Annotated in this window: 11 protein-coding genes and 1 pseudogene; 7 read left to right on the top strand and 5 right to left on the bottom strand. The window is 70.2% G+C overall.

All coding sequences use genetic code 11. The features are described from left to right. The first annotated feature begins 84 nt into the window (after nt 1-84). Genes FHX52_RS13145 through FHX52_RS13135 form a run of 3 tightly spaced genes read left to right on the top strand, consistent with a single transcriptional unit; the run spans nt 85 to nt 3160 of the window. The gene (locus tag FHX52_RS13145; protein ID WP_141822708.1) at nt 85-1386 is read left to right on the top strand and encodes an extracellular solute-binding protein; all 1302 of its coding nucleotides are present in this window, start codon (nt 85-87) and stop codon (nt 1384-1386) included. Between the two features lie 53 nt (nt 1387-1439). After that, entirely contained in the window at nt 1440-2309 is an 870-nt protein-coding gene (locus tag FHX52_RS13140; protein ID WP_141823683.1) for a carbohydrate ABC transporter permease, read from the top strand. 2 nt (nt 2310-2311) lie between these two features. Next, entirely contained in the window at nt 2312-3160 is an 849-nt protein-coding gene (locus FHX52_RS13135; RefSeq protein WP_141822706.1) for a carbohydrate ABC transporter permease, read from the top strand. Nucleotides 3161-3924: 764 nt separating this feature from the next. Here FHX52_RS13135 and FHX52_RS13130 read toward each other — a convergent pair. Continuing rightward, nucleotides 3925-5340 carry a cation:dicarboxylate symporter family transporter gene (locus FHX52_RS13130; RefSeq protein WP_141822704.1) on the bottom strand — a complete coding sequence of 472 codons (1416 nt, stop codon included), beginning with the start codon at nt 5338-5340 and terminating at the stop codon, nt 3925-3927. 128 nt (nt 5341-5468) lie between these two features. Between FHX52_RS13130 and FHX52_RS13125 the strand changes: the two genes are divergently transcribed. Both FHX52_RS13125 and FHX52_RS13120 read left to right on the top strand, forming a co-directional pair. Continuing rightward, nucleotides 5469-7235 carry a sensor histidine kinase gene (locus tag FHX52_RS13125; protein WP_141822702.1) on the top strand — a complete coding sequence of 589 codons (1767 nt, stop codon included), beginning with the start codon at nt 5469-5471 and terminating at the stop codon, nt 7233-7235. Then, entirely contained in the window at nt 7232-7921 is a 690-nt protein-coding gene (locus FHX52_RS13120) for a response regulator (protein WP_141822700.1), read from the top strand. The genes FHX52_RS13125 and FHX52_RS13120 overlap by 4 nt, the downstream gene beginning before the upstream one ends. A 4-nt stretch (nt 7922-7925) precedes the next feature. Here the strand turns inward: FHX52_RS13120 and FHX52_RS13115 are convergent, their stop codons facing one another. Beyond that, nucleotides 7926-8501, bottom strand: coding sequence for a TIGR03086 family metal-binding protein (locus tag FHX52_RS13115; protein WP_141822698.1), 576 nt, complete (start codon nt 8499-8501; stop codon nt 7926-7928). A 102-nt stretch (nt 8502-8603) separates the two neighbouring features. On the opposite strand from FHX52_RS13115, the gene FHX52_RS13110 reads away from it, so the two are divergent. Both FHX52_RS13110 and FHX52_RS13105 read left to right on the top strand, forming a co-directional pair. Further along, a complete protein-coding gene (locus tag FHX52_RS13110; protein ID WP_141822696.1) occupies nt 8604-9452 on the top strand; it encodes a helix-turn-helix domain-containing protein in 849 nt (282 codons plus the stop codon). A 162-nt stretch (nt 9453-9614) separates the two neighbouring features. Continuing rightward, the gene (locus FHX52_RS13105) at nt 9615-9941 is read left to right on the top strand and encodes a hypothetical protein (RefSeq protein ID WP_141822694.1); all 327 of its coding nucleotides are present in this window, start codon (nt 9615-9617) and stop codon (nt 9939-9941) included. Here the strand turns inward: FHX52_RS13105 and FHX52_RS13100 are convergent. The 3 genes and pseudogenes from FHX52_RS13100 to FHX52_RS13090 form a co-directional block, all read right to left on the bottom strand. Then, on the bottom strand, nt 9930-11111 hold the full coding sequence (locus FHX52_RS13100) for a CaiB/BaiF CoA transferase family protein (protein WP_141822692.1): 1182 nt from the start codon (nt 11109-11111) through the stop codon (nt 9930-9932). The genes FHX52_RS13105 and FHX52_RS13100 overlap by 12 nt on opposite strands. A gap of 84 nt (nt 11112-11195) precedes the next feature. Beyond that, nucleotides 11196-12866 carry a 5,6-dimethylbenzimidazole synthase gene (gene bluB / locus FHX52_RS13095; protein WP_141822690.1) on the bottom strand — a complete coding sequence of 557 codons (1671 nt, stop codon included), beginning with the start codon at nt 12864-12866 and terminating at the stop codon, nt 11196-11198. A gap of 294 nt (nt 12867-13160) precedes the next feature. Continuing rightward, nucleotides 13161-14118 (bottom strand): annotated as a pseudogene (locus FHX52_RS13090) (IS1595 family transposase). Between the last annotated feature and the right edge of the window lie 26 nt (nt 14119-14144).

The raw sequence follows: 14144 nt of genomic DNA, 5'->3' as shown, positions 1-14144 counted from the left end.
ATCGGCCGTCCCGCGGCCACGACACATGTGGAGATCAACGTGGATCCCAGAACACCCTCTCGCCGAACCGTCCTCGGGCTCGTCATGAGCGTCCCCGTGGTGGCCGCCCTCGCCGCGTGCGGCAGCTCCGGCCCCAGCAGCTCGACCGCCTCCGGTACTGCAGGGGCCGCCGGTGGCGGCGCCTCCTACTGGTACCTCACGGGCCAGCCCGGTGAGGGCATCCGCAAGGGCGCGGTCGACCGCTTCAACGCTGCCAACCCCAGCAGCCAGATTGCCCAGACGGCGTTCCAGAACGACGCCTACAAGACGAAGATCAAGACTGCTCTCGGCGCCGGCCAGGCGCCCACGATCATCTGGGGCTGGGGCGGCGGCGGCCTCAAGTCCTGGGTCGACGCCAGCCAGGTCGAGGACCTGACGTCGTGGTTCGGCGAGAACGCGGACGTGAAGAGCAAGCTCTTCCCCTCCTCGTTCGGGGCGGCGACCGTCGGCGGCAAGATCTACGCGATGCCGGTCGAGACGGTCCAGCCGATCGTCCTCTACTACAACAAGTCGGTCTTCGAGAAGGTTGGGGTCCAGCCCCCGACGTCGTGGGACGACATCATGGCGCTCGTGCCCAAGTTCAACGCCGCCGGCATCGCGCCGTTCTCGCTCGGCGGTCAGTCGCGCTGGACCAACATGATGTGGCTCGAGTTCCTCTTCGACCGGATCGGTGGGCCGGAGGTCTTCCAGGCCGCCTTCGAGGGCAAGAAGGACGCGTGGTCCAACCCCGACGCGATCACGGCCCTCACCAAGGTGCAGGACCTCGTGAAGGCCGACGGCTTCATCAAGGGCTTCTCCTCGATCACCGCCGACTCCAACGCCGACCAGGCCCTGCTCTACACCGGCAAGGCGGCCATGATGCTCCACGGCTCCTGGACCTACGGCAGCATGAAGAGCGACGGCGGCGACTTCGTCAAGGGCGGCCACCTCGGCTGGATGAACTTCCCGCCCGTCGCCGGAGGCAAGGGCGACCCGTCGAACACCGTCGGCAACCCCGGTCAGTACCTCTCGATCTCCGCGAAGGCCACCGACGCCGAGAAGGAGGTCGCCAAGAAGTTCTTCAAGACCGGAGTCCTCGACGACACCGAGGTCAAGGCGTGGATCGACTCGGGTTCCATCCCGATCGTCAACGGCTCCGACTCCAAGATCGCCGGGTCTGCGGACGCCGAGTTCCTGAAGTTCATCTACGGCGTCGCGAGCGGCGCGAAGACCTTCGCGCAGTCGTGGGACCAGGCCCTCCAGCCCGCTGCCGCAGAGACGCTTCTCGACAACATCTCGAAGCTCTTCCAGCTCAGCATCACCCCTGAGCAGTTCGCGACCAACCTCAACGCGGTCACGAACTCGTGACCATCGCCAGCGTCGGGACCGTCAAGCCCGCCTCGTCCGGAACCGCCACGAACATCCATGGCCGATCGCTCGGGTGGCTGGCAGTCCCGGCGCTGGTGTTCTTCATCGCCTTCGGCGTCATCCCGCTCATCGGCGTCCTCCTGCTGAGCTTCACCACGTGGGACGGCATCGGCCAGGTCATCCCCTCCGGCCTCACCAGCTGGAAGGCCACGCTCAGCAACCCCGGCCTGCCGCACGCCATGTGGGTCACGTTCCAGGTCGCTGTCCTCTCCTGGCTTTTCCAGACACCCATGAGCATCCTGCTCGGCGTGTTCCTTGCGGGCGCCCAGAAGTACCGGGCGTTCCTCGCGGTGCTCTACTTCATCCCGCTGCTGCTCAGCTCGGCGGCGATCGCCATCACCTTCAAGGCCCTGCTCGACCCCAACTTCGGCCTCGGTACCGGTCTCGGGCTGCCGTTCCTCTCCCAGGACTGGCTCGGGGAGCCGACGCTCGCCCTCGGCGTCGTCGTCTTCGTCGTGTCCTGGCAGTACATCCCGTTCCACTCGCTCATCTACCAGGGCGCCGTGCGCCAGATCCCGACCTCGATGTACGAGGCGGCCCAGATCGACGGAGCCGGCCGGATCCGGCAGTTCTTCTCGATCACCCTGCCGCAGCTGAAGAACACCATCATCACGTCATCGACCCTCATGGTCGTCGGCTCGCTGACGTTCTTCGACCTCATCTACGTCCTCACGGCCGGTGGTCCGGGGGATGCCACCCGGGTCCTCGCGCTCGACATGTACAAGACCGGCTTCCAGGCCAACCTCATGGGTCAGGCCAGTGCCATCGGCGTCATCCTCGTCCTCGTCGGGCTCGGTCTGGCCCTGCTGTTCCGACGGCTCGGCGGTGGCGACAAGACATCCAGCCAGCTCGAGGGGGCGTGACGATGGCCGACACCGCGGCGCCGACCAAGCGCATCCGCAACCCCAACTGGGTCGGCGGAGCCCTGAGCTGGGTCTGGCTCTTCATCGTGATCCTGCCGATCTACTGGATCGTCATCACGAGCATCAAGAGCCAGTCCGAGTACTTCGTGACGAACCCGTTCGCCCCACCAGAACAGCCCACACTGGACGCGTACCGGCTGGTCATCGACTCCGGCATCGTCCGCTACTTCGTCAACAGCGTCATCGTCACGGTGGGCGCAGTGGTTCCTGCCGTGCTCGTGTCGTTCATGGCGGCGTTTGCCATCATCAGGAGTCGGCCGAACCGGTTCGTCCGGTCCTCCAACTCCCTCTTCCTCATGGGGCTGGCGATCCCGCTGCAGGCGACGATCATCCCCGTCTATCTCATCATCATCAGGCTGCACCTCTACGACACCCTGCTGGCGCTGATCCTCCCCTCGATCGCCTTCGCCATCCCGCTCTCGGTCCTGGTGCTCAGCAACTTCATCCGCGACGTGCCCAACGAGCTCTTCGAGTCGATGCGTCTCGACGGGTGCAGCGAGTGGCAGACGCTCTGGCGGCTCGCCCTCCCACTCACCCGCCCGGCGCTCGTGACGGTGACGATCTACAACGCCCTCGGCATCTGGAACGGCTTCCTGCTGCCCCTCGTGCTCACGCAGAGCCCGGACCTCCGGGTGCTGCCGCTCGCGCTGTGGACCTTCCAGGGGCAGTACGGCATCAACGTCCCCGCCGTCCTCGCGGCCGTGCTGATGAGCGTCCTGCCCATCCTGGCGCTCTACGTCGTCGGTCGTCGCCAGCTCCTCAGCGGCCTGACGGCGGGCTTCTCCAAGTAGACCGATCGAAAGAGCACTCCGTCGGCCCTCCAAGGCCGACGGAGTGCTCTTTCGATTGAAGGGGATGAGCGCTAGCGACGGGCGGCGCGCACACGCGCCCGCCAGTCGAGAGGGCATTTCGTCGTCTCCCATAGGGCCCACCCCCTCCAAGGCCGACGGAGTGCTCTTTCGATTGCGGGGGACCAGCGCGACGGGTTGAGACCGCCGGCGCGCACACGCGCCCGCCAATCGAAAGAGCACTTCGTCGTCTCCCATACGGCCCACCCTCCGGTCCAACGGCGACGGAGTGCTCTCTCGATTGAAGGGGATGAGCGCTAGCGACGGGCGACGCGCGGACGTGCCGGCCAATCGAAAAGAGCACTTCGTCGTCTCCCATAGGGCCCACCCCCTCCAAGGGCGACGGAGTGCTCTTTCGATTGCGGGGGAACAGCGCGACGGGTTGAGACCGCCGGCGCGCACACGCGCCCGCCAATCGAAAAGAGCACTTCGTCGTCTCCCATTCGGCCCACCCTCCGGTCCAAGGCCGCCGGAGTGCTCTCTCGATTGAAGGGGATGAGCGCTAGCGACGGGCGACGCGCGGACGCGCCGGCCAATCGAAAAGAGCACTTCGTCGTCTCCCAGACGGCCCACCCCCTCCAAGGGCGACGGAGTGCTCTTTCGATTGGCCGGGCTGGGGAGGTGGCGGGCGGCCGAAAGGGCCACGCGGCAACCGCGTGGCCCTGACGACTGCTCTTTGGATGGGCGGGAACGAGCCCGCCTGACGGTCAGCGAGGGGACGTGCCCACGAGCACCGGCTCAGTGACGTGAGCCGGGGCCGCGCTGACAGCTTCGTCGGCGAACGGCTCCACCTCGTCCTCGTCGAGCATGCTCGCCTCGTCGAACTTGTCCTCACCGGCGAGGACCCGGACCGCCTTGTCGCGGTCGATCTCGCCGACCCAGGTGCCGATGAGCACGGTGGCGATGGCGTTGCCGGCGAAGTTCGTCAGGGCGCGGGCCTCGCTCATGAGGCGGTCGATGCCGACGATGATGCCGACGCCGGGCACGAGGTCGGGGCGGTGCGACTGCAGGCCACCGGCGAGCGTCGCGAGACCGGCGCCGCTGACCCCGGCCGCGCCCTTGCTGGCGATGATCATGAAGACGAGCAGCGAGATCTGCTGCCCGATGGTGAAGGGCTTGTCCATGGCCTCGGCGATGAAGAGGCTCGCCATCGTCAGGTAGATCGCGGTGCCGTCGAGGTTGAACGAGTAGCCGGTCGGCACGGTGATGCCGACGACCGGGCGGGAGACACCGAGGTGCTCCATCTTGGCGATGAGCCGCGGCAGCGCCGACTCCGACGACGACGTCGAGACGATGAGGAGGAACTCGCGGGCGAGGTACTTCATCAGGGCGAAGACGCTGAAGCCCGTGACGAGCTTGAGGATCGTGCCGAGGAAGGCAAAGACGAAGATCGCGCAGGTGATGTAGAAGGCGACCATGAGCAGCCCGAGGCTCTTGAGCGAGCCGAGCCCGGTGGCTCCGACGAGGGCCGCCATCGCACCGAAGGCGCCGATCGGGGCGGCCCACATGATCATCGCCATGAGACGGAAGACGAGGCGCTCGAGGTGCTTGATGCCGCGCAGGATCGGCTCGCCCTGCTTGCCCATCTTCTGCAGCGCGAAGCCGACGAGCAGCGCGATGAAGAGCGCCTGGAGCACGGAGCCGGCCGTGAGGGCGGACACCAGCGTGTCGGGGATGAGCCCGAGGAGGAAGTCGACCGTCGTCTCGGCCTCGCCGGTCGCGGCCTTGGAGCCCGCGGCCGCCATCTCGGGCGTGAGGTTGAGCCCGGCGCCCGGCTTGATGAGGTTGCCGACGACGAGCCCGATGCCGAGGGCGACCGTCGACATCGTGACGAAGTAGGCGAGGGCGAGCCCGCCGACCTTGCCGACCTGGGCGGCCTTCCGGACCGAGCCGATGCCGAGGACGATGGTGCAGAAGATGATCGGCGTGATCATCATCTTGATGAGGTTGACGAAACCTGTGCCGAGCGGCTTGAGCGACTTCCCGAACTCGGGGAAGAGCCACCCGACGAGGATGCCGGCGACCATCGCGACGATGACGGCGACGTAGAGATAGTGCGTGCGGTCCTTCTTGGGAGTCGGGCCCGGCTGGGCGTCGACGGCGCTGTCGGCGGTGGAACTCACGGTGACCTCCGTGGTCTGGGCCCGGGCACTCACTGACCGGACGGGGCTGATAGGACGAGAGTGCTGGCCCGACGAACTAGGGTCACGATTGTGTTCATTGAGTTCTCGACGAGGGCGGCGACCCGAGCGTGAGCACGCGCTCGCCGGCCCGCTGGAGCGTCGCGACCCAGACCTTCGTGCTCCAGGTCGGCGTCGCCGTGCTCGTCGTCGTCGCCGGCCTCGCGGGGGCCTGGGTGCAGGCGCAGCGCGCCGGGGACATCGAGGCCATCACCCGCACGACCGCGGTGGCCGAGACCGTCGCCGCGACGCCGGCTGTCATCGCCGCGGTCCAGCAGCCCTCGCCGACGACGACCTTGCAGCCGTATGCCGAGCGCGTGCGTGTCGAGTCCGGCACCGACTTCGTCGTCATCATGAGCCCCGAGGCGATCCGCTTCACCCACCCCGACCCGAGCCAGATCGGCAAGACGTTCATCGGGCACACCGCGGAGGCCCTCGCCGGAGGCACGGTCGTCGAGGACTACACCGGCACGCTCGGCCCGTCGCTGCGCGTCGTCAAGCCGATCACCGACGGGGGCCGGGTTGTCGCGCTCGTCTCCGTCGGCATCCGCAAGTCGGCCGTCGGTGAGCAGGTGCGGGCGCAGCTGCCGGGCATCCTGCTCGCCGGCCTCGTCGCCGCCCTCCTCTCGGGTCTCGGCACCGCGCTCGTCGCCCGTCGCATCCGCCGGCAGACCCACGGGCTCGGCGAGGAGCAGCTGCGCGAGATGTACGAGTACTACGACGCCGTCCTCCACGCCGTCACCGAGGGGCTGCTCATCACCGACCTCGACGGCCGGCTCCGCCTGTCCAACGACGAGGCGAAGCGCCTGCTCGACCTGCCCGCCGATGCCGTCGGCCGCCGGGTCGGCGAGCTGGGTCTCGCGCCCTCCCTGACCGCGGCGCTCACCGATGACGACGCACACGAGGACGAGCTGCACGTCACCGCGGCCCGGGTGCTCGTGCTCAACCGCGGCCCGGCGATGTGGGAGGGCCGGCTGCTCGGCCACGTCGCGACGCTACGCGACCGCACGGACCTCGAGGAGCTGACCGGCGAGCTCGACTCGGCGCGCGGCCTGGCCGAGGCCCTGCGGTCGCAGGCCCACGAGTCGGCCAACCGGCTGCACACCATCGTCAGCCTCATCGAGCTCGGCCACGCCGACCGCGCCCTCGACTTCGCGACCGAGGAGCTCGCCGTGTCGCAGGTGCTGACCGACCGCGTCGTGGGCTCCGTCGAGGAGCCCGCCCTCACCGCGCTGCTGCTCGGCAAGGCGGCCGAGGCCCACGAGCGCGGCATCGCCTTCGACATCGCCCCCGGCGCCCACTGGCCCCCCGACGTCGCCCCGACCCGCGACGTCGTGACCATCGTCGGCAACCTCATCGACAACGCCCTCGACGCCGTTGCCGAGGTCGCGGACCCGAGCGCCCGCCGGGTCTCCTTCGACGCCCGCGTCGAGGAGCCATCGACAGACGGCCAGGGGTCCGACGGCTCAGCAGCCGTGAGCACCACTCCACCGCAGCGGTATGCCGTCCTCGACGTCTCCGACACCGGCCCCGGTCTGCCCCCGGGCGCGGTCGAGGACGCCTTCCGCCGCGGGTGGTCGACGAAGGCCGCGGGTGGCGCGGGTCGGCGGGGCATCGGGCTCGCCCTCGTCGCCCAGACCGTCGACCGGCTCGGTGGCCGGCTCGCCGTCTCGGGCCCACCCGGCGCCTGCTTCACCGTGCGGCTGCCGATGGTGCCGATGGTGCCGGCGCCCGGTGCCGCGGGCCGCGGGGATACCTCCCTTGCCGGAGCACACACCGAGCCGAGTGCGCCGACTGCGCCGAGCGCCCCGACCCAGCCGACGGGCGCGGCGTCGTGACCGGCACCGACAGCCTGCGGGTGCTCGTCGTGGAGGACGAGCCGATCGCGGCGGAGGCCCACACGGCATACGTCAGTCGGGTTGACGGCTTCGTGCCCGTGGCGACGGTCGGTACGTCACAGGCGGCGCTGAAGGCCTTGCAGGACAAGGAGATCGACGTCGTGCTGCTCGACATGAACCTCCCCGACCGCCACGGCCTCGACGTCGTGCGGGCCATGCGAGCGGCTGGTCACCGGGCTGACGTCATCGCCGTGACGTCGGCGCGTGACCTCGACGTCGTGCGCGCCGCGGTGTCGCTGGGCGTCGTGCAGTACGTCCTCAAGCCCTTCGTCTTCGCGACGCTGCGCGAGCGGCTGCTCGCCTACCGCGCCTACCGCGACCAGCACGGCGACGGGCAGGAGGTCTCGACGCAGGCGGAGGTCGACGAGGTCTTCGCCGGGGCGCGCAGCGGGGGCGAGACGCACCTGCCCAAGGGCATGGGCGAGGAGCTGCTCGCGCGAGTCTCGAGGGCGCTGCGCGACGCCGACGGCGGCCGCTCGGCGAGCGAGCTGGCAGAGACGTTGGGAGTCAGCCGTGTCACGGCACGTCGCTACGCCGAACACCTCTGCGAGACAAAGGTTGTCGTGCGTCGGTCGCGGTATGCCGGTGCGGGCCGTCCCGAGGTTGAGTACCTCTGGGCGCGCTGATCCCTCAGGCGACGTCGGCGGTGCTGCGCCGACCGAGCCGCGCGAGGATGCGCGCCTGGCGATCGGCGTCTGCCGCCGAGGACACGGCGGGCTTGCACACGCCGTCGTCGTAGAGGTGCTCCCCGAAGCCGTCGGCGGAGGACTCGATCATGTCGAGCTCGCCGTCGTCGAACCGCTCGTCGAGGCCCGCCGCGGCCGCGATGTCCCACCGGTGCACGACGAGGTCGAAGCCGTAGAACGTCACGATCGAGGCGCCGACCGTCGTGCGGCCGAAGACTCCGTCGTACTCGTGCGAGGCGACGGCCGGGTCGGCGAGCAGGTCGCGGAGGCGCTCGTCGTGGGCGTGCCACGCTCGACGCGGGTCGGCCTCGGCGTCCGCGCCGACCCCGGCATCGAAACCGTGCTGCGCGAGGAAGTCACGCTGTGTCGAGACGACGTGGTGGAGCACGTCGCGAGCGCTCCAGCCCTCGCAGGGCGACTCGCGCTCCCAGTCGGCGTCGTCGAGGCGGTCGACGACGGCGCCGAACCGGTCGGCGGGGCGCGAGTAGTCGTGGAGCACGGTGGTGGACGGTTCGGTCATGGTCAGTCACTCCTGGTCGTTTCGGGTCACCGCGGATGCGGTTCCTCGGAGTGACCGACGGTAGGAGGCGCACCGTCGGCGGGTCTTGATACTTTCCGACACATGGCGACGGGCAGTGGCGCACCGGAGGCGTCGACACGCGACGACATCGAGCGCGCCCACCTCGTCGACCCCAGCGACCGCACGTGGTCGATCGCCCGTGCCGAGGTGTCGCCCGACCTGGCGACCCTCGCCCGCCGCTTCTGGATCCCCGTCTGGGACGTGCCCGACGGCGAGATCGCACCGCAGAAGGTCCTGCAGTACCCCGTGTGCCTCATCGTCGTCTCGGGCACCTACTCGAGGTTCTACGGCGTCGTGTCGGGCCTGTCGCAGACGGTCCTCTCGGGTCACGGCTGGGCGGTGGGGCTGATGTTCCAGCCAGCAGCGGGTCACCTGCTCACGCGGGCTCCGGTGCGCCGGATGACCGACCGGTTCGTCGACCTGACCACCCTCGACCCGAGGGCGATCGACGGGGCGGCCCTCACGGCGGTCGTGCGCGAGGTCATGTCACCCGACCCGGGCTCGGAGGCGGCTCAGGCCCAGGCCCGTGCGACCGTCGAGGCCGAGCTGCGGCGGCTGCCGCCGGTCGACGAGGAGGGCCTGCTCGTCAACGCCATCGTCGAGGACGTCGAGACCTCCCCCGACCTGTTGAGGGTCGACGAGCTATGCGACCGCTTCGACGTCAGCGAGCGCACGCTGCAGCGGCTGCTCCACAAACGCATCGGCCTCGGGCCGAAGTGGCTCATCCGGCGACGCCGGCTCCAGGAGGCGGCCGACCGGCTGCGCGACGCCGATGCTGGGCTGGCCGGCATCGCGGCCGACCTCGGCTACGCCGACCAAGCCCACTTCACCCGTGACTTCCGCAAGGCGACCGGCCTGACGCCCGGCGAGTTCGCGGCCCGCTTCCGGTGACGTGCCCCTGCGCGGTCACCGACCGGCGCGGTCACCGACCGGAGCAGGGGCGCCACCGCGCCGGGTCAACCGCAATGATGGGGGCACAGCCGCGCCGACGGAGGTTGCCACGACGACGTGTGTGACGCGGTCCGGGCGGGCACTCGACGAGGAGGAACCACCGTGAGCGAGGACGTCAGCGAGGCTGCGTGGATGCACTACGCCTTGACCCGCATCAGGACCCTCGTCGACAAACCGCGCGAGGACATGACCGACGACGAGCTGAGCATCTTCACCTTCGCCCAGAACGCCCTCGCCGGTGGCGACCCGGTCATCGCCGCACCGGCTCGTGGTCTCGGCGTGCGGGCTCTGCCGGATCTGCCTAGCGGAGTGGAGCACGCGATCGACCCCCGACCACGTGCACGGCTGCCCGCTCGGCAGCGGCGGTGCCGGCACCGGCGCCGCGGGTGCCGGCTCGTGATCAGCCCGAGCCGGAGCTCACTCCCCTGACGCCAGCCAGGCGCGGATCGCGGCCCCGTCCTCGTCGAGGGTCGGCGGGGCGGCGTGCTCGCGGCGGGTGACCTCGGTGCCGTCACCGTCGAAGAAGCGCAGCGGCGGCCCTGGCAGCGTGACCCGGCCGAGGGTGGGGTGGTCGACGTCGACGAGCAAGCCCTGACTCGCGACCTGGTCCCACGCATACACCTCGTCGAGCCCGCGCACCTTGCCCGCCGGCACGCCCACCTCGGCGAGACGCTCGAGGAGCGGCTCCGCGTCCCAGTCGGCGAAGGCGCCTTCGATGAGGTCGATGACCCGCTCAAGGTGCGCGACCCGCTCGGCGTTCGTCGCGAAACCGGGGGCTGCGGGGTCGAGCCCGAAGGCCGAGCACAGTCGCTGCCACAGGCCCTCGCTGCCCACGGCGATCTGCACCGAGCCGTCACGGCAGTGGAAGAGGCCGTAGGGGGCGATCGAGGGGTGGTGGTTGCCGGCCGACCGGCCGACCTCGCCCGCGACGGTCCAGCGCGTGCCCTGGAAGGCGTGCACCCCGACGACCGAGGCGAGCAGCGAGGTGCGCACGACGGTTCCGCGGCCGGTGCGGTCGCGCTCGTGGAGAGCGGCGACGACGCCGTAGGCGCCGTACATCCCCGACAGCAGGTCGGCGATGGGCACTCCGACGCGCTGCGGGTCGTCAGGGCCGGAGCCGGTCAGCGACATGACACCTGCCTCGCCCTGGGCGATCTGGTCGTAGCCGGCCCGACCGCCCTCGGGCCCGTCGTGTCCGAAGCCGGTGATCGACAGCACGACGAGGCGCGGGTTGCGCCGGGTCAGCTCCTCGATGCCGAGGCCAAGGCGCTCCAGCACTCCGGTGCGGAAGTTCTCGACGAGCACGTCGGCCCGGTCGACGAGCGCGAGCAGCACGTCGCGGTCAGCGGCATCCTTGAGGTCGAGGGTGATCGACTCCTTGTTGCGGTTGGCTGACAGGAAGTAGGTCGACTCACGCTCGCCCTCGTCGCCGACGAAGGGCGGGCCCCAGCCCCGCGTGTCGTCGCCGCGGCCCGGCGTCTCGACCTTGATGACCCGCGCGCCGAGGTCACCGAGCATCATCGTCGAGTGCGGTCCGGCGAGCGCCCTCGAGAGGTCGACGACGACGATGTCGGAGAGAGGCCCGGTGCTGCTCGTCATGCAGCCGACACTAGTGCGCGGCAGACGCCCCCTCGGCGCCGATCTCGACCGAGGCCATCCGGCGGCGGATCCATTTCGGACCTCTCAAATCGGCAGGGTGCGCGCGACGCCGGATCGGAGTGCCAGTCCGTCGCGGATGACGCCCGTCGCGAGCGCTGCCCCCACGCCCTCACCCGCGCGCAGGCGCAGGTCGAGGAGGGGCTCGAGCCCGAGCTCTCGGAGCACGAGCGCGTGCGCCCGCTCCCGCGATCGCTGACCCGCGACGAGGTGGGCCGCGACGGCCGGCTCGAGCCGCGTGGCGGCGAGCGCGCTCACCGAGGTCGCGAGCCCGTCGAGGACGACCACCCCACCGGCCTCCGCGACGCCGAGCACCACGCCGGTGAGGACGGCGAGCTCTCCCCCGCCGAGCCGGCGCACAGCGTCGTGGCCGGTGACCGGCCCGACCCGGCGGAGGGCCCGAGTCACGACGTCGCGCTTGCGCTCGCCCATCGCGGCGTCGGCTGCCGAACCTCGCCCCACGACCTCCTGCGCCGACAGCTCGAGCAGTGCTGCCGCCACCGTCGCCGCGACCGTCGTGTTGCCGACGCCCACCTCGCCGAGGGCGACGGGACCGCTCCCGGCCAGAGCGGCACCGCGCTCACGTCCGAGAGCCAGCAGGGCGGCATACGTCGGCTCATCGAGCGCGTCGGTTGTCACGAGATCACCTCTGCTGCAAGCGATCCCGGCATCGATGAACTCCAGGTCGAGACCCGCGGAGCGGGCCGCCACCGCGCCCATCGACGTGCCCGCACGCGTCGCGCGAGCCACGTCCGCCGTCACCGACGCGTCAAAGGCACTGATGTCGTATGCCGTCACGGCGTGGTCCGCGGCCGCGATCACGAGGGTGCCCCCACCCTCCGTGGAGGGGAGCGCCGTGATGCGGTCGAGAACGGCGTCGAGCACCCCGAGCGACCCCGGCACGGTGAGCAGGTCATCGGCGCGGTCGCGGGCAGCGACAACGTAGGCGGGCTCGGGGGCGCGCAGGTGCGAGGTCGGTGCGTCGCGCTCGGCCCAGCGCTCGCGCATGACGACCTGCTCTAGCGGGAGCCGCTTCGACCAGCCGGCCCGCTCGAGCCCGGGCTCCGGGGGTCGCTCGTCGGGCCAGCCGAGGCAGAGCCAGCCGAGCGTCTCGACGCCGTCAGGCAGCCCGAGGAGCCCGGCGAGCTCGGCCGGCTCGAAGAGCGTCACCCAGCCGAGGCCGAGGCCGTGGGCGCGGGCGGTGAGCCAGATGTTCTCGATCGCAGCGGCGCACGACCAGAGGTCGGCGTCCGGGAAGGTGGCGCGGCCGAGGACGCCCGCCGCCGGGGTGCGGCGGTCGCAGGCGACGACGACGCCGAGAGGTGCCTCGCGGATGCCCTCGAGCCGAAGGTCGAGCAGCCCGCGGGCCGACTCCTCCGCCATGCCGTGAGCCTGGCGCAGGCGGCTCCGGTCGGCCATGAGGGCGGCCGCGTCGCGGGTGGCCTGCTCGGTGACGACGACGAAGCGCCACGGCTGCGAGTGGCCGACCGAGGGGGCTCGGTGACCGGCGGCCAGCACTGCCGTGAGGACGTCGTCGGGCACCGGGTCGGGGCGGAAGCGCCGGATGTCGCGACGGGCGCCGATGACCCGGTCGAGCGCGGCGAGGTCGTCGGGCATGGCCCACGCGTCCGGAGCCTGCGCCCGTTCGGCCGCCGAGGTGGCATCGCCGATCGTCGGGACAGGGCGGCGGTAGGTCACGCTGCGAGCGTAGTTCGTCACGAGAGCGCCAATCGAAAGAGCACTCCGTCGGCCCAGGCCTCCGCGCCCCTCAATCCAAAGAGCACTCCGTCGGCTCGCGTCATGAGAGCGGCAATCGAAAGAGCACTCCGTCGGCACACCCGCGGCCAATCGAGGCAGTATTCCGACGGTACGTCTGCGTCACGTCAAGCGGCCCAGCCCATCTCCGACATCGCTGAATTCGTCTGACCGCGTGGGCAATTGGCTGTGGATGACCCCTTGCCCCTTGTTCGAACACGTGTTCTGCATATCTGCTTAAGTGAAGTCGGGTATGGGTGCTTCGTCAGGTCTGAGGAGTTCGTGGAGCGGATGGGGATCGGTAACCACGGCCTGTTCGAGCAGCCGGTAGAAGAGCAGCCCGCGGGACTTGGCGTTGCGCCGGTTGAACCGGAAGGTGTACTCGTCCAGGTAGTAGGGCAGCTGGTGCTCCTCGACCCGGAAGTGCAGCGTGCCGATCAGCCAGCGTTTGAGCAGCGAGGCCACCAGGTACGCCGGGCAGGACGCTGGCCTTGTCCGCGGCGTTGTAGCCGGTCGTGAACTCGTGCTTGTAGCCCAGCTCCGAGAGGCGTCGCAGGGTGCGCAGGCCGTCGGTGCGGACCGTCGATCCGGGCTCGATGACCTGACTCGCCCAGTCGACGAGCTCGCCGGTGTTCGGCCGCTGCGCGACCGCGAGCCGGACCCGGCCAAGGCGACGAGTTCCGTTGCGCTCCACGGCGATCATGACGGGGACCTTGTCGCTCCCGGCCCCCGGTTTGCCTGGGCTGACGCCGCCGATCATGGTCTCGTCGAGCTCGACGAGACCGGACAGCTTGTCGCGTTCCGGGCGCACCATCGCACGGCGAAGCTTGTGCATCCAGGCCCACGCGGTCTCATAGGAGCCGAACCCGAGGACCCTTTGCAGCCCGAGGGCTGACATCCCGTTCTTCTGCGAGGTCAGAAACCAGATCGCCGCGAACCACGTCGACAGCGGCGTCCGGGTTCGGTCGAAGATCGTCCCCGCGGTCACCGATGTCCGCCTGCCACATGACCGGCACATCCACAGGCCCGCGCCCGTGCGCCAGAACTCACGCGCCGTGCACTTGGGGCAGACGAACCCGTCCGGCCACCGCAGGGCCGCGAGGTAGTCCAGGCACGACTGGTTGTCCGGGAACCACTCCAGCAGCTGCTGGTACGTCGACGGGTAGTCCACTCCCCGAACCGGATTCGCGGTCATCCACAGATGTTACTTCACCCAAGCAG

The organism is Humibacillus xanthopallidus, assembly GCF_006717145.1.
Lineage (GTDB): Bacteria > Actinomycetota > Actinomycetes > Actinomycetales > Dermatophilaceae > Humibacillus > Humibacillus xanthopallidus.
Note: the sequence above shows the minus strand (reverse complement) of the source record. Positions and strands in the feature narration are given on the sequence as shown.